Annotated in this window: 17 protein-coding genes and 2 pseudogenes; 9 read left to right on the top strand and 10 right to left on the bottom strand. The window is 57.5% G+C overall.

Features of this window, described 5'->3' with window-relative positions; all coding sequences use genetic code 11:
* Positions 1-222 (bottom strand): transposase (locus tag BSG20_RS29815; RefSeq protein ID WP_143147552.1); only part of this gene is annotated, 222 nt, incomplete at its 3' end.
* Between the two features lie 214 nt (positions 223-436).
* Here BSG20_RS29815 and BSG20_RS29810 point away from each other — a divergent pair.
* The gene (locus BSG20_RS29810) at positions 437-907 is read left to right on the top strand and encodes a nucleoside deaminase (RefSeq protein ID WP_072381165.1); all 471 of its coding nucleotides are present in this window, start codon (positions 437-439) and stop codon (positions 905-907) included.
* A 93-nt stretch (positions 908-1,000) separates the two neighbouring features.
* Positions 1,001-1,759, top strand: coding sequence for an alpha/beta hydrolase family protein (locus BSG20_RS29805; RefSeq protein ID WP_072381222.1), 759 nt, complete (start codon positions 1,001-1,003; stop codon positions 1,757-1,759).
* Positions 1,760-1,913: 154 nt separating this feature from the next.
* Here the strand turns inward: BSG20_RS29805 and BSG20_RS36745 are convergent, their stop codons facing one another.
* Positions 1,914-2,075, bottom strand: a complete 162-nt coding sequence (locus BSG20_RS36745) for a hypothetical protein (protein ID WP_167371626.1) — start codon at positions 2,073-2,075, stop codon at positions 1,914-1,916.
* 1,143 nt (positions 2,076-3,218) lie between these two features.
* Here BSG20_RS36745 and BSG20_RS29790 point away from each other — a divergent pair.
* Positions 3,219-3,449, top strand: a complete 231-nt coding sequence (locus BSG20_RS29790) for a hypothetical protein (protein ID WP_072381173.1) — start codon at positions 3,219-3,221, stop codon at positions 3,447-3,449.
* A 758-nt stretch (positions 3,450-4,207) separates the two neighbouring features.
* Here BSG20_RS29790 and BSG20_RS37885 read toward each other — a convergent pair.
* Positions 4,208-4,504, bottom strand: coding sequence for a hypothetical protein (locus tag BSG20_RS37885; protein ID WP_244541471.1), 297 nt, complete (start codon positions 4,502-4,504; stop codon positions 4,208-4,210).
* 126 nt (positions 4,505-4,630) lie between these two features.
* On the opposite strand from BSG20_RS37885, the gene BSG20_RS38995 reads away from it, so the two are divergent.
* Positions 4,631-4,849, top strand: coding sequence for a hypothetical protein (locus tag BSG20_RS38995; RefSeq protein WP_072381176.1), 219 nt, complete (start codon positions 4,631-4,633; stop codon positions 4,847-4,849).
* 158 nt (positions 4,850-5,007) lie between these two features.
* Here the strand turns inward: BSG20_RS38995 and BSG20_RS29770 are convergent, their stop codons facing one another.
* The 3 genes and pseudogenes from BSG20_RS29770 to BSG20_RS29760 all read right to left on the bottom strand — a co-directional run.
* Positions 5,008-5,463, bottom strand: coding sequence for a pyridoxamine 5'-phosphate oxidase family protein (locus BSG20_RS29770; protein WP_072381178.1), 456 nt, complete (start codon positions 5,461-5,463; stop codon positions 5,008-5,010).
* A gap of 80 nt (positions 5,464-5,543) precedes the next feature.
* The gene (locus BSG20_RS29765; RefSeq protein WP_083540026.1) at positions 5,544-5,882 is read right to left on the bottom strand and encodes a hypothetical protein; all 339 of its coding nucleotides are present in this window, start codon (positions 5,880-5,882) and stop codon (positions 5,544-5,546) included.
* A 1-nt stretch (position 5,883) separates the two neighbouring features.
* A pseudogene (locus tag BSG20_RS29760) lies at positions 5,884-6,186 on the bottom strand (ABC transporter); the annotation flags it as partial.
* A gap of 654 nt (positions 6,187-6,840) precedes the next feature.
* Between BSG20_RS29760 and BSG20_RS29755 the strand changes: the two are divergent.
* Positions 6,841-8,628, top strand: a complete 1,788-nt coding sequence (locus BSG20_RS29755; RefSeq protein WP_072381182.1) for a methyl-accepting chemotaxis protein — start codon at positions 6,841-6,843, stop codon at positions 8,626-8,628.
* Between the two features lie 158 nt (positions 8,629-8,786).
* Here the strand turns inward: BSG20_RS29755 and BSG20_RS29750 are convergent.
* From BSG20_RS29750 to BSG20_RS29740, 3 genes and pseudogenes are all read right to left on the bottom strand, one after another.
* A pseudogene (locus tag BSG20_RS29750) lies at positions 8,787-9,187 on the bottom strand (aminotransferase class I/II-fold pyridoxal phosphate-dependent enzyme); the annotation flags it as partial.
* Between the two features lie 156 nt (positions 9,188-9,343).
* Positions 9,344-11,407, bottom strand: coding sequence for an alkyl/aryl-sulfatase (locus BSG20_RS29745; RefSeq protein ID WP_072381183.1), 2,064 nt, complete (start codon positions 11,405-11,407; stop codon positions 9,344-9,346).
* A gap of 295 nt (positions 11,408-11,702) precedes the next feature.
* Entirely contained in the window at positions 11,703-12,050 is a 348-nt protein-coding gene (locus tag BSG20_RS29740; RefSeq protein ID WP_083540028.1) for a MarR family winged helix-turn-helix transcriptional regulator, read from the bottom strand.
* Between the two features lie 646 nt (positions 12,051-12,696).
* Between BSG20_RS29740 and BSG20_RS29730 the strand changes: the two genes are divergently transcribed.
* The 3 genes from BSG20_RS29730 (at position 12,697) to BSG20_RS29720 (ending at position 17,915) form a co-directional block, all read left to right on the top strand.
* A complete protein-coding gene (locus BSG20_RS29730) occupies positions 12,697-14,511 on the top strand; it encodes a chloride channel protein (protein ID WP_072381187.1) in 1,815 nt (604 codons plus the stop codon).
* A 616-nt stretch (positions 14,512-15,127) separates the two neighbouring features.
* On the top strand, positions 15,128-16,132 hold the full coding sequence (locus BSG20_RS29725; protein ID WP_072381189.1) for an ABC transporter substrate-binding protein: 1,005 nt from the start codon (positions 15,128-15,130) through the stop codon (positions 16,130-16,132).
* Positions 16,116-17,915, top strand: a complete 1,800-nt coding sequence (locus tag BSG20_RS29720) for an adenylate/guanylate cyclase domain-containing protein (protein WP_244541472.1) — start codon at positions 16,116-16,118, stop codon at positions 17,913-17,915. Before BSG20_RS29725 ends, BSG20_RS29720 begins: the two co-directional genes overlap by 17 nt.
* Before the next feature lie 418 nt (positions 17,916-18,333).
* Here BSG20_RS29720 and BSG20_RS29710 read toward each other — a convergent pair whose 3' ends face one another.
* Positions 18,334-18,786, bottom strand: a complete 453-nt coding sequence (locus tag BSG20_RS29710; protein WP_072381195.1) for a cupin domain-containing protein — start codon at positions 18,784-18,786, stop codon at positions 18,334-18,336.
* A gap of 76 nt (positions 18,787-18,862) precedes the next feature.
* On the opposite strand from BSG20_RS29710, the gene BSG20_RS29705 reads away from it, so the two are divergent.
* The gene (locus tag BSG20_RS29705) at positions 18,863-19,903 is read left to right on the top strand and encodes a C45 family autoproteolytic acyltransferase/hydrolase (RefSeq protein ID WP_093041575.1); all 1,041 of its coding nucleotides are present in this window, start codon (positions 18,863-18,865) and stop codon (positions 19,901-19,903) included.
* Positions 19,904-19,950 lie beyond the last annotated feature (47 nt).

Below are 19,950 nucleotides of genomic sequence, written 5' to 3'. Positions count from 1 at the left end.
CTCAAGTGGACCGGCGTCCCAAATGCCATCCGAGATGAAATGATGCAGGCGGTCATAGCGATCAGGTGCCAGGCGCTCCGCCATCGGCTCGATACTCTTGCGATCTCCCGGCCCGATCAGGCCAGAAACATAGATCGGGCACATCTGCCGACGCTTCTTGTGGCCAAGCTTCTCAACAAACGGCTTCAGCCATTCCGTCAGTGCAACATCCTGCTCTGCCATCCTTCGCACCCCTGTTGAAGTGCCAAGGATCGCCGATCATCGTTAACCGAGGATTAATCTGCCAAAGTAGTGCTAGGCTCAGGACTCATTGATTAGAGCCAAAAGATGACGGTTGCGGCGACAGATCGCCGATCTTGAATCTGATTTGCGCCCCCTTGGAAATCCCTCCGATCCAAGACAAAATCATCCCGCTTTAGCTTTTGGGGAGACGCTGATGGAAAACCACGAGCCGTTTTTACGCGAGGCGATTGCGCTCTCGAAATCCGCGATGGAACGCGGCGACGAACCGTTTGGCTCGGTGCTCGTGAAGGACGGTGAAGTAATCCTGCGCGCCGAAAACAGCGTCTTCACCGGCCATGATATGACGAACCATGCCGAGATGAACCTGATTAAACTGGCGGCGCAGCACTACGACACTGCTTTTCTCGCTGACTGCACCCTCTACACCAGCACGGAGCCGTGCGCGATGTGCTCCGGGGCGATTTACTGGTCGGGCATCGGGCGTATGGTGTTTGCGTGCTCCGAAGCGCGGCTTGGCGAGATTGCTGGGATCGGGTTGAACGTGCCGAGCCGGGCGGTGTTGCAAACCGGTGCGCGCATTGTCACTGTGGTTGGCCCGAACCTCGAAGACGAAGCCGCTGAAGTACATCAGGAATTCTGGCCGAAGCATCTGGGCAAGGCTTAGAGCCTCGACTGACGGCTTTGCGCCGCCAACACCGGACATTGACAAGATGTCATGCCCCCTTATCCTCGCCACAGATTGAACTCGGTGATGGCAATGTCGGCGATAACGCAACATATGATTGCTCGCGGTGATGGCGCTGCTGTTGAACTCTTCCTGGCTCGGCCCTCAGCTGCAAAATCAGCCGGAGCGATACTGTTCGTGCATGGCAATCAGGGCGGGCTTCTTTTGGGAGGCAAAGAGGCTGTTGATGACGGATCGTTGCTTCGGTTCTCCGCTCGTCTTAACGTAACATCGGCTGCCGTGTCACAGCCCGGTTTTGGTGCATCCGATGGCCCTGCCGATTTCTGCGGGCCAGCTACCCAGCGAGCGATTGTGGCTGCCTTGGACTTCCTCAGGGAGCAGCCATCAGTCGATCCTTCACGCATTGTTCTCTATGGAAACAGTCGGGGGGCAGTCGCTTCGGCCATGGTCGCCGCTCAGGTGCCTGATCTGCGAGCGATCATCCTCACGGGAGGCGTCTACGATCTCAAAGGAGCTTACCGAAGCGGTTCGCGGGGTTTGCAACAGGCCATCCAGAAAGAGGCAGGCCTTTCAAGCGAAGCTTTCTCGGATCGCTCTGCTCTGTATCATTCGCACAAAATCCACGCAGAAACACTGCTGTTGCATGGCAAGTACGATGACCGTGCGCCGGTTGATCAAGCCGAGAGATTTTCAGGAGCCCTTTCAGAGACCGGTGTACCGGTAACTCTTCATACCTTTGAGTGTGGGCATCGCCTCCCACGAGAGCAGATCACACCAGTCCTTCGAGATTTCCTTACGCGAATACTCGCTCCTGCTGCCATCTATCACTGAGCCGATGGCCGCTTGGTACGAAAGGCGACCAAGGCTCTCAGAACGCCTATCGGCGGGCTGGTAACTCCCAAGCCCGATAATGGGTTGAAGACGAGCGTCATCCGGATCGGAAACCTAATGCCATATGGCAAGGCATCGCCGACAACGCGCTGCTTCATCCCTTTTTCTCATCTTTTTCACCGTTCGAAGCTTCTCGCTTGCGGCGCGGATGTAGATTGTCAAAACCCATATAGTGGTCGACATCCGACGTGTTCCATCTGCCCGCCAGATAGATGATCGCGATGACCGCCGCAAAGAAGAGCAAGGCGTAGATCATATCCATATCAACAATGTAGCGCGCTCGGATCGGTTAGACACCTCTCAAAGCAGCGGACCGATGTTCGGACTGGTGCAGGACGACGGAGCGAAGGAACGTGACGGAGGATGGCACTGGGCGGATGGCGAACCACTCTCATATACAGCATGGTCTCGTTATCAGCCGGGAAATTCGGGGGCCACCAGAACTTTGCCCAATTCCGAGCTGACGGTCGCGAACCAAAGCCCACTTGGGATGACATCGACCCAGCTCAGGATGCCGTCGTCATCGAAATAGAGGAAACCCAAGTTGGGCAGCGGACAAAATAGAGCTAGCCGACGCGAAGGACCTGCATTCCGACTGACCTTATCTCGTAGTCGAACGAGTAGACACCATGCTTCATATAGAAACGTTTCGACGTGACGAATTGCGGATCACTCGATGGTTGGTACCGCCCTGACAAGACGCCGCTTCCGTTGATCTGCACCGACATGTCAAATGCCCCTTGTCCATCGAACGCGAGAGTCACGCGTAGATGATAAGGCGTCCCATCTCGCCTAAGACTAGGGCCATTGTATCCACTCCCCTAAGGCCGCGGTTTTCCACGCAACCTGCTATTCCTTTGCCGCGTGTATAGTCGCCGTCAAAGCGAAGGGTGTTGCTCGGCAAACAGCCCCTCCGTCCATCATGGACCTGGAACAAGATGAAATCATTGCTTTGCGATGTCTTCATCGAGACGGTGGTGTCGAATACGTAGCTCACTCTGCTGGTGACCGAGATGTTACCAGAGTTCAGTTCGGATCGTTGCTGGAAAATTCCGCCGCTGCAATGGTTAGAACTCTGGTGGAATACGTAGGCACCGCTCGAGTGGCTTAGCGGACCTGGATCGACGCCGCATGAGGTCTGCCATCCCAGCGAAACCCTGCGGCCCTCAGCCACATCCGAAGCCCGCGGTAAGGACTGCCGCGAGAATAAAAGTTGTACCCCTCATATCCCTTGCCCTCCTTCGCACTCCCCCAATGTCCCTCTCAATTCGTAGCATCAGATGGGATATCACAGGAATCATCCAAAATAGGCAGAACCACCAACTCGCCAACTGTCGCACGCGGTACTTGACACTACAGTTCCAGATGGCAGGTTATCAGGAGGTCGGGGGACTCTTGAATGTTTGATATCGGAACCGGTTATCGTTTTGTAATGATCGAGGGAACATCCGAGGGCTGGGGCGGGCTGACCTTCATCGAGAAAGTGATCGACATCGACGGGCCTCTCCTGAAGCTCGAGTCGGGCCGGATCATCAATTCGCATTCGTCCCTGTTCGTCACCGCCACTCCTATGACCATGCTTGCCTCCGCATCGTCCATGGAGGAACCAGCATCGGACGTAGTAGCCTAAGCAGGAATATCCCTCCGGGAGAGTTGGCGAGGTTACCGCTCGAAGGAAGAGACGCGATGCCCCTTGGCGACGGCTATGTCCGATGTAACGTACACCTTCAGCGTAATCGGGCCAGTGCACGTGACGGGATGGCCCGACGTTTATTGCAAGTCCGCTTTAGGAGGCCGTCTGCGCGCCACTAGCCGTCCTACGCCACACCGCTGTTACCACGAGTTTTTGCCGAGAGCGCGCTTGCCGCTCATGACGTGGACAGAGGTAATGCCAGTCTTGCTCCAAGTCTCGCAGACCTCTTTGCCGGCATCACGGCCGCCTTTCCAGGTCCGACAGAACTTGTTCCCCTTGATGTGTGCGTAACCAGAATTAACGGTCACATACGCGGTCATTCAGTCGGTTATGTAGGCGTATGTGGAGATAACGGGCAACTGCGCGACCCACCCGACGTTGACAATGGCATCGCGAACAGCATTTCTGGCATCTGATGTTGTGGCGTTTGCTAGTTTCGCAGCTCTGCCGCAGCCCCATTTATTGCTGTAGCGCGCTCACCGTAACTAATCGCGGAGAAAACCAGTAAGACGCCCGCGCAACCAATGGCATTCCGTTACTGCTTCCCAGAACCATCCTGCCGACCAACAGCCAGATGGTCGATGTCAGAACGGCGACAGCCGAGAAGCTCCCGACGGCAGCGATCGGAAGGCAGCCCTGGTTTGGTGCAATCATCGTGAGCGCGATGATGAGTGCCTTAGGATTGAGCAGTGTCGTCACAACGACATGCCGCGCGCTGATGACGAGAACCGAGGCCGCACGTCCACAACCCACAGCTTCAGCGCGAGGTAAAGCACCCACGTAGCGGAGATGAGCTTTACGGCTTCAGAAACGGCGGGATGCGCCTTCAGAAAGGGGCCCGCAAGCCCAGCGACGGGGAGGACAACCGCCGCGACAAGCGCGAGGGCACGCGCAAAGCTAATCCCTTGCGATCCCATGGCCAGAACGGCATTGGTCGGATCCGAGAGGATAAGCAGCGCAAAGACGCTTAGAGCGAATGGAAGGAAAGACATAAAAGAGAATCCCAGCATCTCTGATGCCTTTTACATGGCCGCCGCAATCCGTCTTTGACAAAGATCATCTCGACGGGAAACCTTTTCAGAATTCGGGCGTTAAGGCGGAATCAACGGGGTGCCGCCATGCCTGGCATGATTTTCTTCATTCTCACTCGACTCGCTATTGGATTTGCGATCGGATGCGCCGCCGGAATTGCGATCTGGAGGAGTAGTTTCTCCGATATGGGCGCGGGCTTGGGGTCTCTCGAACATCTCGTTATCGAAGGTCTTTTTATATACCTTTTCGCAAGTGCAATCGGGATGGGATATTTGGCCACGGCGCTTCTATTTGATGAGGGATGACGGATCCCCGATCCACGGTTGCGGCAAATGATCACCGTGGAGCACCTTTCATCGCTCTTTAGGTGCTTTCTGGAACGGACGGCCCAAATGACGCCCCGAGATGAGAACGTTGATCGTCCTTACCAAGCGGTCGCCGACGGGCCGACCGCGAGCCGGAGTTAGTCCGGCACCACCATTCGTCCAGAGATGTCCTTCAACACAATGCCGAAGAAGACGTGTGGAGAGGCGTTTTGCACGGGCATTTCATGGGGCTTCAGTGCGCCTATCTCCCACCAGTCCGAAAATCTCTGAAGAAGCGACCATGCGTGCAGACGTTCTTGCTTCCACTGATCCGTGTCGGGGAATTCCTCATACCGTCCTTGCGCCACTACGCTTGTCCAGCTGTTATTGGGAGAGTGCTTTTCGACTTGAAGGCACACCTTGTCATTTCCTCGCATCCAATCGATTTTTTGGCCAGGCATGGCAAAGCTGTACGCTATGCCGCCCTCGTACGCGAAATAGATGGGCACGACATAGGGTTGATTGTCTTTACTGCAGGCCAGATGGCCGAAACGGGATTGCTCAAAGACGTCAGAGCACTCTAATTGACTAAGCTCCCTCAGGGCGAATGTCATCGCAATGTCCTCCCATTCCTCGGTCGACGATTGAGTGTTGGCAGTTTGATGTCTTTCCACATGGCGCGCTTTGATTTCTGTCAAATGCCCGGAAGGTCGGGGATCTGCGGTCCGAAACTTGCGTCGCCTGCCACAAACCCGCCTGAACGTCTGCCGCTCTCGCGTGCACCGTCCGACCTCGTTTGCGTCATATTACACCAGAGTCGCTCCTCAAGCTCAAAAGTGAAAAGCCCTTGCCGTCGATCTCCGTCAACGGCTTTATCGCCGCGTGTTTCAAGAGCAACGATTTCAAAAGCTGTCGCCGGCAGAGCATGCGTGGCCACAAGGCGCGCTCGCACCTCTTCAGCCTGTCTTGCGGCAAGCGGGCTGCCCATGGTTCCGATCCTCAAAGGCCAATTAACGCGCGGGTTAGCGTGCATTTTAGGCCGCGTTCACCTCGCCTGTATCGATCTTCTCACCAAACTGAAGAGCCGCAAGCCGAGCGTAGTTTCCGCCTTTGCTCAGTAGAGAAGAATGCGTCCCTTCCTCGACGACCCTTCCTTCGTCCACCACCAGTATGCGATCCGCCTTCAAAACAGTCGCAAGACGATGCGCGATAACGAGTGTCGTTTTGCCATGCATCAGGCTCTCAAGAGCGCCCTGGACCGCTGCCTCGTTCTCGGCGTCCAGGGCCGAGGTCGCCTCGTCAAGCAGTAGTATCGTGGCATCTCGCAGGATCGCCCTTAACGCGAGTGAGATGATCGCGGCTGCCGTCAGGGCCACGAGGGCACCCGCACAAGCCAATTTGTGCCGCGTCAGGAATGGGCTGAGGCGTCTAAGGGGCGCGATGGATTTGCGCGCCCAGGCTGACGCGGCAATCCTTCTTTGTCACGGTCATCGGAGCGAGCATCGAAGTGCCGGTCAGTCTGTGAGATCATCAAAACAGTAGTCTCCTTGAGAAGCGATTGTGCCCTTGTGCCAGCTCTTGCCCCGGCGATCTTTGATCGCGATCAAGAAACGGAGAGACCTGCTAACAATCACAATCGTTCCTGGAGCCGGCGCCCCTTACGTTCATGGTTGTAAGGCGCACTCAGGCCACCGACCAGATTGCCTGCGCTCAGAGCGGCAATTGTCAAAAACACCAACGTATAGCTCGACAGATAAGAAAACTGACGAAAATCAAGAATAGATTCGGTCAGATCTTGCGCCTATAAGTAGTATATTGGAGTTTTGTGCTAAATTAACCAATATTAAACCATGTAAAGACTATTGTTAATCGGACCATCCATACACAACTCTACTTCAGCTTGCGGAAAAACCGCCTCGCAAGCTTCTTGCAAGCATAAATTGTTGCGGATGATGAGCGATACTATTCCAGGAACAACTTCAGGAGGGGCAATGAGTTTCCTGTTCGGAAAAAGGTCTGATGCTGCACTTGTAATGGCAGCAATGGACAAATCCCAGGCCATCATCGAGTTCACTCTCGATGGCAAGATTCTGACCGCGAACGACAATTTCTGCCGCTCGCTCGGCTACGATTTGAGCGAAATCGTGGGCCAACATCACAGGATGTTTGTCGATCCCGGTGAAGCCGGGTCGGCTGAATACCGCGATTTTTGGACAAGACTAGGCCGAGGTGAATTCGATCGCCGTCAATACCGGAGGATTGGCAAGGCTGGCAAACAGATCTGGATCGAAGCATCATACAACCCGGTGGTCCGCGCCGGCAAACCATACAAGGTCGTCAAGTTCGCAACAGATATAACGGCGCAGAAGCTCAAGAGTGCGGAAGACGCCGGCAAGCTTGACGCTCTATCTCGGGCCCAGGCGGTTATCGAGTTCAGCCCGAACGGCGATATCATCACAGCCAACGGGAACTTTCTGGCGGCTCTTGGCTATCGACTCGGCGAAATTGAAGGCCGTCATCACTCCATGTTCTGTGATCCGGGTTATGCGCAAAGTGCCGAGTACGAAAAGTTTTGGGAGCGCCTTCGCGGCGGTGAGTATGCTGCCGAGGAATTCCTGCGGTTCGGCAAGGGAGGCAAGCGCGTTTGGGTGCAAGCGTCCTACAACCCGATTTTCGACATGAACGGCCGTGTATTCAAGATCGTCAAGTTCGCCACAGATATCACCGGACGCGTCGAGAACGTCGAAGCGCTCGCGCAGTCGCTCGGCATGCTTGCGGAAGGGGATCTGACCCTCTCCCTCGAAAAGACGTTCATCCCCTCGCTGGAGCGGCTTCGCACCGACTTCAACCAAGCTGTCGCAAGACTCCGCACGGCGATGGAAGATGTCGGCCACAATGCACGGGCAATCGCGGCTGGATCCACCCAAATCCGCGCCGCCGCGGATGACCTGTCGAAACGAACGGAACAGCAGGCCGCGTCGGTGGAGGAAACGGCGGCAGCGCTCGAGGAAATTACCACGACGGTTGCCGATTCCAGCCGGCGTGCAGAGGAAGCGGGCGACCTCGTCGCCGTGACACACGACAATGCCGAGAAGTCGGGGGACATCGTTCGCAAGGCCATTGCCGCGATGGGCCAAATCGAGAGTTCCTCCAATGAGATCTCGAGCATCATCGGCGTCATCGATGATATCGCCTTTCAAACTAACCTCCTGGCGCTAAATGCGGGGGTCGAGGCGGCGCGTGCCGGCGAAGCGGGAAAAGGGTTTGCCGTCGTGGCGCAGGAGGTGCGCGAATTGGCCCAGCGCTCCGCGACCGCGGCAAAGGAGATCAAGGGTCTAATCAATACGTCGGGAGAGCAGGTCAAGAGCGGCGTGAGCCTAGTCAATCAAACGGGAGAGGTCCTGGAAAAGATCGTTCAGCAGGTACAGCAGATCAACGTGAATGTTGCAGCGATCGTCGAGGCATCAAAAGAACAGACGACTGGCCTGAAAGAAATTAACACCGCCGTGAATACGATGGACCAAGGAACCCAGCAGAACGCAGCGATGGTCGAGGAGTCGACCGCGGCCAGCCACAGTCTGGCAAAGGAGGCTCACGCATTGTTCCAATTGGTTGGCCAATTCAGGGTCAGCGACGGAGTATCGCCTATGGCAACCGAGCAAACAAATACAAAGCATCACACCATATCCTCGCCGGCACATCGAGTGGCCGCGCAAGTCGCAAGGGCATTCGGCGGCAGAGCATCTGGCGTAGCCGACGATCAGTGGAATGCGTTCTGACCCCTGGTTTGTAGTTGTGCGCAGAACCAGACAGCATCCGGTTGGATGCTGTCTGGTAATCCCATGCAAATAGTGACACAGCCAAGTGACCATCTTCGTACGCCTGGTTGTCTCTATTCAACACCTTGAAGCTTCCGCGGTCTCGTGTCTTCGTCCTGCTAAGCAACGTGCCGGGCGAGCGCGCAGCGCGACCAGAGCGAATGCAGCGCATCCACGAGATGCTCGATGTCGGCATCGGTGTGGAGCGGCGTCGGGGTGATGCGCAGGCGCTCGGTCTTCTTCGGCACCGTCGGGTAGTTGATCGGCTGCACATAGACACCGCAATTGTCGAGTAGCAGGTCGGAGATCCACTTGCACTTTGCCGCATCGCCAACCATGACCGGAACGATATGGCTTGGATTTGGCATGTGCGGGATGCCGCGCTGATCAAGCAGCGCCCGCAGCTTGCGGACACGATCCTGGTGACGCGCACGCTCGAAGGACTGACCTTCAGATGCTGGATCGAGGCGACCGCACCGGCCGCCAGTGCCGGCGGCAGCGCCGTCGTGAAGATGAAGCCGATGCGAAGGAACGAAAACCTCACCCAGTCCACTTCGTCCAGCGACGATAGGAGGCGTGGCAGGCTTGTCAATGTCCGGGTTGGGCGCAAGCGGTCTCTCGCTGATGACTGCTTTCGGGCCCAATGGGACACTAACTTTGGTCCCTCGGTAGCCTTCTAGGGTCCCTCGTAGTAGGTCGCGTCGTCCTGTAAGAGCTCAAGCTTTGGCAGCGCCTCGCGCTGCTTCGTGCCCGGCAAAACCTCGAACCAGTTGTCAAACGTGACCATTGTCGAGCCAAGCTTAGCAAGCACTTGCGGATTGCCTTCCATTTTTGCCTTCCCGGCAGAGACCTTGTCTGACAGCTTCGCCGTCCCAATCATCACATCCTCCAGCTCGCGGCGGTCGATCGTAACCGTCAGATCAGCGTCGTCGGCTTGATAGCCGGCGATGGTTGTCAGTGTGGCGTTGCTCATTTCGATGACAAACTTTTCGCCGTTATCTGGCGTCGAGAGGTTGATCTTGAAATGCATGCCTTCCGCCTTGCGGCTGTCCATCTGGATGCCGAGGTAATTGAGGAACAACTCGGTGCTGGTGCCGCGCACAAAGTCGGGACTGCCCGCTTTTGCCGCCTTCACGGCGATGATGCCGTCACGCAGTTCCTTGGCGCCGGCCAGGAAGCTGTTACGGAGACTGGGGCTCTCGAACTGATAGCCCATCTGTTCGTAGGTGTCGGCGAGCAGATCTTTTGCCTCCTGATTGTCCGGTTCAGCATAGACCAGCTTGTTCAGAATTTCGGTTGCAAGGCGATATTTGCCCTCGGCATAGAGATCACGGCCTTTCGCCATCACCTTGGAGGCGCCGCCCATCATTTCCACGTAAAGCGGTGCAGACGCCTCCGGCGATAGGGGGACCAATGTCGTAGGGTTCAGATCCCAGAAACCGAGGTAGCGCTGGATGATAGCTCGGCTGTTGTGCAGATAGGAGCCGTGGTAACCGCGCGCATACCATTGCTCCTGCAGGCTTTTCGGCGGTTCGTAGACGTTGTGAATCTGGTTGATGGTGATGCCAGTGTTCGCCAGGTGCAGTACCTGGTTGTTCAAGTTCGCATACATGTCACGTTGTCCGCGCATCACGTCGGCAATCCGCTCTTTTCCCCAACGCGGCCAGCTATGGGATGCGAACATCACATCCGCCTGATTGCCGAACCGGTATAGCGCAACGTTGATGTATTGCGACCACGCTAGGGCGTCCCGCACCGGTGCCCCTCGCAGCGTAAGAATATTGTGCAGGCTATTGACGATGTTTTCCGCCGCCCAGAATGCCTTGAAGTCCGGGAACCAAGTATTCATCTCCGCTGGCGCTTCGGTGCCCGGTGTGTTTTGAAAAACCATTTTTACGCCGTCGATGGTCAGTTCCTCAACAGGCTGTTCGATGCTGATGGTGGGGGGCAGGATGCCGACATCGCCGCTAGCAGCCGCCTTGCCGATCGACGCATCGACATTGCCGTAGGGGCTCGGTGGCACAAGGTCGCCGTAAGTGTAGGTCTTGCGGCGGGTCATCACGTTGCCAGCGTAGAGGTTTTCCGCGATTGCCTCGTTCATGAACCCCTTGGGGGCAACGATCTGGACCTTTCCAGCTGCGAGGGCAGCATCATCGACGACGCCGCGAATTCCGCCGAAGTGGTCGGCGTGGGAGTGAGAAATGATCACCGCGACGACGGGTCGCTCGCCAAGCTTTTCATTGATGAATTTGAGTGCGGCACGCGCCGTTTCCTTGACAGTCAGTGGATCGATCACGATCCAACCGGTATCGCCCTTGATGAATGATATGTTCGCGAGGTCGAAGCCGCGCACCTGATAGATGCCCGGAACAACTTCAAACAGGCCATACTCCATGTTGAGCAATGCTTGACGCTGCAGCGATGGGTGGATGCTGTCGAAGTCCTTCCCTCTCAATAGGAAGTCCCAGTTGTCCATGTTCCAGGCCACATCGCCTTTGTCATTCATGATCTTGCGGAAAGGCGGGGCAGCGATGAAACCGCGTTCGGCTTCCTCAAAGTCCTGCCTGTCGGCAAAAGGCAGAAGCTGGCGCTGCTGTTGCTGCGCCTCGATCGTGTATTGCGAGGGCATCTTTCCCTTCGGACTGAAATGCTGCGGCTCCTGCGCGGTCGATGTGCCACCCAGTCCTCCAGCGAAAACTGCACCAAGCACAAGTGTCCAAAGTCTAAGCGATCCGCTCATGGCTCTCTCCTCCGCGAGATTGAGGCGCACGCAGTCGTGCCTCTGTGGACGGGGATTTTGGCACGGGCACCGCTGGCGGGCTATTGTCCTTTAGGGAGATTCGATCGTCATCTGCTATTCAGGAGCTTTATATCTGCTTGTGGCGCGTTCAGGGTGTGATCCAGGTCAGCTATCGGCGGCCCAAAGCGGGTAATCGCCGAAAATTCATTGGCTCAACTTCGATCCCGAACTGTTCTGCCCTAGCTGTGGTTCGGCATCATGCCGCTTCGTACACGACGTTGCTCGGTCAATAGCCTTAGGATCCTCGCTGGAGGCGTTGTAAGAGCGTGATCAGCTCAGGTGCCATTTCCCGGATTTCTCGCAGGTGAACGGAACTCAGCCGAACCAGGAGCGCTTCCGCTTTTTCAGTGAGCTCCAGGGTCTGCCGGCGCTTATCTTCCGGATCGGCGTGCCGCGCGATCAAACCCGCCGCATTCAACCTTCCGACCAACTCGGTCGCCGTATGCGGCGCGATCAGAAGTCGGCTGGCAAGCATCCCGACACTCATTCGTTCCGGGCCGGCATGACCTTTCACGGCGAGTAGCGCCTGGTGCTGTTGTGTCGGCAGGCCCTCCTCATACGCGGCTGAGGTGCTGAAATCCATGAACCGTCGCAATGCGTATCGCAAATTGGCAAGTGTCTCGTAGTCACTGTCGCTCAAGGAATCTCTCGTCGTTGCCACAGTGCCTCCAGTGGGTTTATGAATCTGCAACCTACGACATCCATGCAATCTGCTCTAGCCTTCGTCGTCCTGCAGAACGCGAAGGGCATGCATTAGCTCAGGAGCCATTTCACGTATCTCATGAAGGTGCGCTCCGCTCAACTGTTCCAGGATCCGCTCGGCTGCAGGAGTTAATGCCAAGTATTGCGGTCGCCAATCCGCTTTGGTTGCTGTGCGTGCCAGCAACTGCATCTCCTCAAGCTGTTGACGAGGGCCCTCGCCGAATGCGGGGCGATCAACAGACGATCGGCCAGCATTCCAATCGTCATTCGCTTTCCTTTGGAAATACCCTTGATTGCCAGAAGAGCTTGATGCTGTTCAGGGTGTCATTCCAAGCCGTTGGACTTCTCCAGTGCTGAAATCCGTGAACCGCCTCAGCTCGTATCGGAGATCGGCCAGCGCTTCGTAGTCCCAAGGAGAGAGTTGGTCGATGTGTCGTGTCATTTCGACTCCCAGAAGTGGATTGATTTATATCGTATCACGATATAGTAAGCTGTTTGAAAAATCGACCGCCCGCCGGAGAAAAAGCTTGGCCAGACCTATTCCCGAGAAAAAATACCCCCAACACGACTTCATCGGTGGCCTCGCACGTCGTGAAGCGGGCGACTTTACGACCGACAAACGAGTTCTGCTCCTGATCGGCATGGCAATCGTTGTTGGTTCCGGCGGCGCGCTGGCGGCCTGGGTACTTGTCAGTCTCATATCCGTCGTCACCAACATCGTTTGGTTCGGACACGTCAGCATCGTTCCATCATCGCTGGCGGATGCGCCGCGATCTGCTTGGATGGTGGTCACCCCGGTCATCGGTGGTTTGGTTATCGGTTTGATGGCGCGGTTCGGATCCGAGAAAATCCGCGGCCACGGGATTCCCGAAGCCATCGAGGCTATCCTCATAGGCGGAAGCCGGATGTCCCCGAAGGTGGCCCTTCTCAAGCCGCTCTCCTCGGCAATCTCGATCGGAACCGGAGGGCCATTTGGCGCCGAAGGTCCAATCATCATGACCGGCGGCGCGATCGGATCTCTGTTTGCCCAGTTCTTTCACATGAGCGCCGCCGAGCGTAAGACACTGCTTGTCGCCGGCGCTGCGGCAGGCATGACTGCGATTTTCGGTTCGCCGATCGCGGCGGTGATGCTGGCGGTCGAACTTCTACTCTTCGAATGGAAACCGCGCAGTTTCATTCCCGTGGCCGTTGCAGCGGCGGTGTCGGTTTGCTGGCGGCCCCTTCTCTTCGGCAGCGGTCCGCTCTTCCCTACGCACTTCCAAGTCAGCCTGCCATGGTGGGGAATCCTGCTTTGTGTGGTCATGGGGATCGCCTCCGGACTTCAGTCCGGTCTGCTGACCACGCTTCTCTATAGAAGCGAGGACGCCTTCGAGAGCCTTCCGATTCATTGGATGTGGTGGCCCGCCCTAGGCGGCGTTGTGATCGGGCTAGGCGGCTTGGTCGAACCCCGTGCACTCGGGGTGGGCTATGACATCATTGCCGACCTGCTGAGCGGCCATATTGTTGCAAAAGCTGTGGTCCTCATTCTTGTCGTCAAAACCGTAATTTGGCTCGTGGCGCTGTCGTCAGGCACGTCAGGTGGTGTGCTCGCTCCACTCCTCATCCTGGGAGGCGCGCTTGGGTGGCTGATGGGCATAGTCTTTCCCGGCGAGCCCGGCTTCTGGGCCCTGCTTGGGATGGCGGCCATGATGGGTGGTACCATGCGCGCGCCTCTGACGGGGACCTTCTTCGCCTTCGAAATCACTGGCGATGGAAGCACGCTCGTTCCGTTACTCGTTGCCACGGTCGCCGCCTATGCAGTCACCGTGCTGCTTCTTCGTCGGTCCATACTGACCGAGAAGATTGCCCGGCGTGGCCAGCATATTACCCGCGAATACGGCATCGACCCTTTTGAGCTGACACGCGCCCGCGACATCATGATTTCCGAGGTCGATACCCTGCCAGCTTCAATGACAGCGGCGGATGCCTGCGAGTTTTTTGCCGGCCCCCGGGAGACGCATCGCTATTATCCGGTGACATACGAAGATGGGACCCTCGCCGGATTCGTGACCCGCGGCGACGCGTTGCTTTGGCAGAACGATACCGAGCTGTCGGATCAAAGCCTTGGTGACCGGATTTCGGACGCCTCGATTCCCGTTGGGCATCCGGAAGACACGGTCGGCTTCATAGCCGATCTCATGATTTCCACAGACGCCGGCCGCATTCCTGTCGTAGATCCACAAACCCGAAAGCTGCTCGGATTGATCGCACGCAAAGATCTCCTGCGGCTTAGAAGCTCGCTCAGGACCACCGAATTGGATCGGAGAGCCTTCCTGCGGTCGCCCGCCAAGGCTGCGGGCTGATCCGATGAGCTAGAGCGGCCGGCTGTCACCCTGGAAGCTTCAACGGATCGCGTGGGGTCGATTGATTGTCCTGAACTCGACGGGTCGTTCGTTCCTTGAGCACGCGGGGAGCGTTTTGGTAGAGCCGCGGAGACCTTTCTTCGCGACGCTGCCGGTCTCCAAGACAGCCTTGCGATTTCGATCACTCTCAGAATGGCCAATTGCTCGCTCCCCGCGAAAGTCTACGCACCGTGCCCCCTACTGACGGACTGCATCTCGCATCCGGAACGCCCGCGACATAACGTTGTGTGAAAGGCCGAGCGTCGCGAGTTAACGGCTCGCAGCCCCTGTTCAGGCAGTTAAAGGTCATTGTTCCATTTTTGCTGGCCCAACTCGGGACGTTCGCGGCCGCCTCAATCGCTTTTCGCGACCCTGAGACATTGCTTGGACAGGGCTCCATGTGCCGCCTGCGCTACCAATCCGCGGCAATATCGACTATACTTTCGTGCCCTGACGATTTGGCTTGTTCGTCGGCCACGCCTTCGCAGAAGGGGCGCGTCGAAATATGAGCTTGCAGCAATTAGCTTGATCTCACCATGCATCCGCCATGTGCCGTGGGTCGGCGAGGGGTGCTCGGATGAAACCGAAACGACGCCACTACCTGTACCTTGCAGTTGCTGTTGCGATGAGCTTCCCTGCCATCGCCGCCGCCCAGCAGGCGTCGGCAAAGACGCCGCGAATCGGCCTTCTCGCCTGGTGGCCCTGCAACATGGCGGGCTATTTGGCTGGGTCCGGTGAGTTTGGATCATTCATTAGCGGGCTTGGCGAACTCGGGTACAAGCTCAACGAAACCGTCAGCTTCGAGTGCCGAAGTGCAGGCAAGCACAACAATGGCTTGCCGGCGGCGGCGACAGAACTGGTGCAGCTCCCTGTCGACGTCATCGTCACGATGTCGCATCCAGCCGGACAGGCTGCCCACGAGGCGACCAATACAATTCCGATCGTGTCGATCGTAAGCGGTAATCCGGTGGCGACGGGGTTCGTTCATAGCCTTGCAAAACCGGGCGGCAATTTCACCGGCATCAGCTACTACGCTAGCGAACTCGCCGCCAAACGTCTGGAGCTTTTGATGGAAGCAATGCCAGAACTGGCCACAGTCGGCGTGCTGGCAAACCCGGTGGTCTCCCATCTAAATTTCGAAAGGGACACCAAGGATGCGGCAAATCGGCTCGGCATCGCGGTGAGCATCCAGCACGTCGGCGAGCCGGAAGAACTCGATGCCGCAGTCGAGCGCATGGACGCGGCGGGCGCGCAGGCTCTTTTCGTGCTGCCCGACATGATGCTGGCCGACCAGTCTTCGCGCATTGCCACCTTGGCGATCGGACATCGCCTGCCGACGATGGCCTGGGGTTCGTGGTACGTCGCAGACGGCTGCCTGATGGCCTATTCGGCGGACTACGGCAAGATGCAACACCGGCTCGCCTTTTATGTCGATCGCATTTTGAAAGGCACCAAGCCAGGGGAATTGCCGATCGAGCAGCCGACGAAATTCAACCTGTCGGTCAATCTGAAAACGGCCAAAGCCCTCGGAATCGAGCTACCGCAGACCCTTTTGTTGATGGCTGATGAAGTCGTCGAGTGAGGATGGTGTGCGGCGTTCGGTCCAGCTCCAAGCCCTCCCGATGCGCCGATCGCTGTTCCGGAAGTACTTCCTCGCCTTTTTCGCTGCGGTCATTGTCCCGGTGGCTGTCAGCGGCATCGGCGACGCCTGGTTCAGCTATCGCGACCAGCGTGCCATGCTCAGTGCTTTGCTGCGGGTGGAGGCCACATCAGCGGCCGGTAAAATCCAGAGCTTTCTCGATGGCATCAAGGATCAACTGGGTTGGACGATCGAACATTCCTGGACCCAGGATGAGGGACAGCATCGACTCGATGCACTGCGAGTGATGCGACGAGTCCCAGCGATCATCAGCGTCACCCTTGTTGACGATGTCGGCGTCGAACGGCTGCATGTCTCCCGCATTGACTTGAACAGAATGGAAGGCGGATCGGATCGCTCTGGCGATCCTGCTGTCGTCGGAGTTCGCTCGAATGGCATTTGGTATGGGCCAGTCACCTTTCGCGATGGCTCCGAGCCGTTCATGACCATGGCCATGGCCGGAAACCGCAAGGCAGGTGGCACCGTCGTGGCGGAGATCAACCTGAAGCTTGTCTGGACAGTCGTTTCGGAAATTCGCGTCGGTAGAAGTGGTCGGGCGTTCGTTCTCGATCGGGCCGGCCGGCTCATCGCCCACCCCGACATTAGCAAGGTGTTGCAAGGTACTGACGACAACACCGCGGCCGCCCTCACCAGATTGCGGGACGAGATCGCCGCAGGCGGACGGGCGACCACGGCCCGCAACGCTGAAAATGAACCAATCGTGACCGCCATGACACCAATCCCGGATGTCGGGTGGACGGTGTTTGCGGAACAGGCACAGGCAGAGGCTTTTGCACCGCTGTATGCCTCGTTGTGGCGCACGGGTGGCCTGCTGCTCGCCGCCACCGTCTTCGCATCGGCGCTTGCCTACTGGCTTGCCACTCGGATGACCGGGCCCATCCGCCTACTGGAAGAGGGCACCGAAAAAATCGGAGCCGGACAGTTCGATCACCGGATCGACATCGACACTGGAGACGAACTTGAACGGCTGGCCGACCGGTTTAATGAGATGGCGCAAGAACTCGCCATATCTCGGGATCGTTCGGAGCGAATCGCGCGGCTGAAGCGTTTTCTCGCACCTCAGGTCGCGGAACTCGTGGAAAAGTCCGGCGACGAGAGCGTGCTATCCGGCCAACGCGCGGAAGTCGTCGCTGTCTTTTGCGATTTACGCGGGTTCACCGCGTTTTCGGCGCACGCTGAACCCGAGGAGATCATGCAGGTCTTGCGCGAGTACTATGAGGCGCTCGGCGCCATCATCACACGCTACGAGGCCACGCTGACCAACTTCGCGGCTGATGGTCTGATGGTGCTCGTCAACGCCCCGGTAGCGTGCGCGGACCCGGCGCTTCGCGCCGTTGAGATGGCGATCGACATGCAGAATGACATTCAGTGCCTGATTGCTGAGTGGCGACTGCGCGGCCATGCGATCGGTTTCGGCATAGGACTGGCGATGGGATGGGCGACGGTCGGCCGAATTGGTTATGAAGAGCGCGTTGACTACACTGCGATCGGCCATGTCGTGAACCTAGCATCGCGATTGTGTTCATCCGCCGATGATCTGCAGATCCTCGTCGACCATGCCGTGGCGCAATCCGTGCGTGGCAAAATTTCAATGGTTGCTCTCGGTACGCGGCAACTCAAGGGTTTCGACGAGCAAATATCTGCCTACGAGGTCGGAACGAGAAGCGGACTGTCGAGTGCGGTGCTCGAGTCGAAGCGAGGTTGAAGGGTTAGGTGGGTCGTTCGAGGGCAAGGTTTTGAATGATTATCAAGTGCCACAAAGTCGAGCCCGACCGCAAAGGCTACTGATCTCGCGGCGTGAAAGAGAGCTTCTTCTTTCTGGACGCAAGTCAGGCCAGACAAAGCGGTTCAGTTGGGGAAGCCGCAACCAATGCGGCCCGCGGCCCTCAAGCGATGCCGAATTATCGTTGGGGTCGGGTTCGGAGTGAGCAATGGGTACGACAACCACTCGAATCGCCGTCATGTCTTTCACGCCCGCCGCAAGGACGATCGCGCATGGCCTATCCTTGGACGCTTCGTATTTCCCTTTGCCCGCCGCCGAAGTTGCTATTGGTCCTGACGCGTGGCCCGAGGCATTGAGTCACCGACGAACGTCTCCGTCCGTCAACCACCTGCGAGCTTGGCTAATAGGGAGCGCCGTCTTTGTGGACGAAGTGTCCGTCAGCGTTTGTGCTTTTCATATCAATGTCTGAGCAGGTGGTGATGTCTTCGGGCCAGCGGGACCCAACCTCAATGTACACCGCTGTGGAAGCGGACCGATTGACCATGTGATGACCATTGCCGGTGTTCTTTGGAAATGCGGCGCAATCCCCTGCGTGCAGAACAGTTTCGCCCTGATCCTCAATCAGCACAACTTCACCCGCCAACATGAAGACGAATTCATCTTCGTGAGAATGCCAGTGACGCTGGCTCGACCAATTGCCAGGCGGCAGCCGCATGAGGTTGACGCCAAAGTCGGTGAGGTTCCCTGCATCTCCGAGCCTGCGTCGGATGCGATCAGCGCAAGGGGTTCTGAACGGCGGTGGATAGCCAGCCCCCTTGATCTGCGGAACTGCGTCGATTTCAACTTTGGGCATCGGTTCCTCCGTAGCTCAATCTCAAACGGCAAGCTCCCCGGCTTGCTGACGGGCTGCTGCATGGCTGGAATTTCGCATGCCATGCGAGTGGCCGCAAAAGGTGCATCAGGCAACAAGGCTCGCCTTGCCACTCGAACGGTTCAGTTCTTATACTCCTGTCGCTATGGACAAGACATTCGTCACCGCGCGGGAAGATCGGCCTGGGGAAGCTTGGCTATCCCGATTTATCGCTGGGCGAGCGGAGGCTGAGAGATGGTATTTCGGCCAAGCTGCGTCACCGACCCCAACCGCCAAAGACTGCCGCGCTGCCTTGCTGCAGTACATGCCCGAGTTAGTGCCTTACTATGAGCACGCATGCGCCCTCGTTGGAGATGATGAGGTGGCGCATCGGATGCTGAGCCATTACCGGCCCGCGCCGGAACGCTACGGCTGCAGTCAGGCTGTCTGGCTGGGCAAGGAAGGACCGGCACTGGTCCGCAACTTCGACTATCCGCCCGACATCGTTTCGGATCGCTTTGAGATGACCGCATGGTCGAGATTGAGGGTAATCTCCAAGGCGCAGCGACCATGGGGAGGTTGTGTCGACGGGATGACCGAGGAGGGGCTGGTCGCCAGTGTGACTCTCGGCGGAAGCCGCACTCAGGGCGTCGGTTTCTCGATAATCCTCATGATCCGCTACATCCTGGAGACTTGTCATCAAGTGAACCAGGCAGTGGAGGCGCTGTGCCGAATACCCGTGGCGCTTTCGCAGAACGTGACCGTCCTCGACCGCTCAGGCCGCTACGCCACCCTATTCCTCGGCCCTCGCCAGCGGCTGATCATTTCGCGCCTGAAAGCGTGCACGAACCACCAGCGAACCGCTAGACCCTCATCGTCCTCAATGGCGCGCCAGCTCATAGCTCAGCAAGCGTTGGAAGACCCCTCCACGTCGCTTTCGCGGCTGACCGACCTATTCCTTCTGCCTCCACTTTACTCCAGGCGTGGTTCGCACCCAACTCTCTACACGGCCGTTTACCGACCTGTGGAAGGGCGAGTGGATTATGTCTGGCCGGGTAAACGGTGGTCCCAACGGTTCGAGGACTTCCGAGAAGGCGAGTACACGCACATCTATGGCTAACCTTCCAGGGGTTTAATCTCTGTCTCTGTCGTGCAGAGATAAATCCC

This window comes from Rhizobium tibeticum (assembly GCF_900110205.1).
Lineage (GTDB): Bacteria > Pseudomonadota > Alphaproteobacteria > Rhizobiales > Rhizobiaceae > Rhizobium > Rhizobium tibeticum.
The sequence above is the reverse complement of the archived record's forward strand: the minus strand, read 5'-3'. Positions and strand labels throughout refer to the sequence as shown.

Coding starts and splice junctions, on each gene's coding strand:
- BSG20_RS29810 (WP_072381165.1), top strand. CDS start 437: ATGGAAAACCACGAGCCGTTTTTACGCGAGGCGATTGCGCTCTCGAAA.
- BSG20_RS29805 (WP_072381222.1), top strand. CDS start 1,001: ATGTCGGCGATAACGCAACATATGATTGCTCGCGGTGATGGCGCTGCT.
- BSG20_RS36745 (WP_167371626.1), bottom strand. CDS start 2,075: ATGATCTACGCCTTGCTCTTCTTTGCGGCGGTCATCGCGATCATCTAT.
- BSG20_RS29790 (WP_072381173.1), top strand. CDS start 3,219: ATGTTTGATATCGGAACCGGTTATCGTTTTGTAATGATCGAGGGAACA.
- BSG20_RS37885 (WP_244541471.1), bottom strand. CDS start 4,504: ATGTCTTTCCTTCCATTCGCTCTAAGCGTCTTTGCGCTGCTTATCCTC.
- BSG20_RS38995 (WP_072381176.1), top strand. CDS start 4,631: ATGCCTGGCATGATTTTCTTCATTCTCACTCGACTCGCTATTGGATTT.
- BSG20_RS29770 (WP_072381178.1), bottom strand. CDS start 5,463: ATGACATTCGCCCTGAGGGAGCTTAGTCAATTAGAGTGCTCTGACGTC.
- BSG20_RS29765 (WP_083540026.1), bottom strand. CDS start 5,882: ATGCACGCTAACCCGCGCGTTAATTGGCCTTTGAGGATCGGAACCATG.
- BSG20_RS29755 (WP_072381182.1), top strand. CDS start 6,841: ATGAGTTTCCTGTTCGGAAAAAGGTCTGATGCTGCACTTGTAATGGCA.
- BSG20_RS29745 (WP_072381183.1), bottom strand. CDS start 11,407: ATGAGCGGATCGCTTAGACTTTGGACACTTGTGCTTGGTGCAGTTTTC.
- BSG20_RS29740 (WP_083540028.1), bottom strand. CDS start 12,050: ATGGATTTCAGCACCTCAGCCGCGTATGAGGAGGGCCTGCCGACACAA.
- BSG20_RS29725 (WP_072381189.1), top strand. CDS start 15,128: ATGAAACCGAAACGACGCCACTACCTGTACCTTGCAGTTGCTGTTGCG.
- BSG20_RS29720 (WP_244541472.1), top strand. CDS start 16,116: ATGAAGTCGTCGAGTGAGGATGGTGTGCGGCGTTCGGTCCAGCTCCAA.
- BSG20_RS29710 (WP_072381195.1), bottom strand. CDS start 18,786: ATGCCCAAAGTTGAAATCGACGCAGTTCCGCAGATCAAGGGGGCTGGC.
- BSG20_RS29705 (WP_093041575.1), top strand. CDS start 18,863: ATGCCATGCGAGTGGCCGCAAAAGGTGCATCAGGCAACAAGGCTCGCC.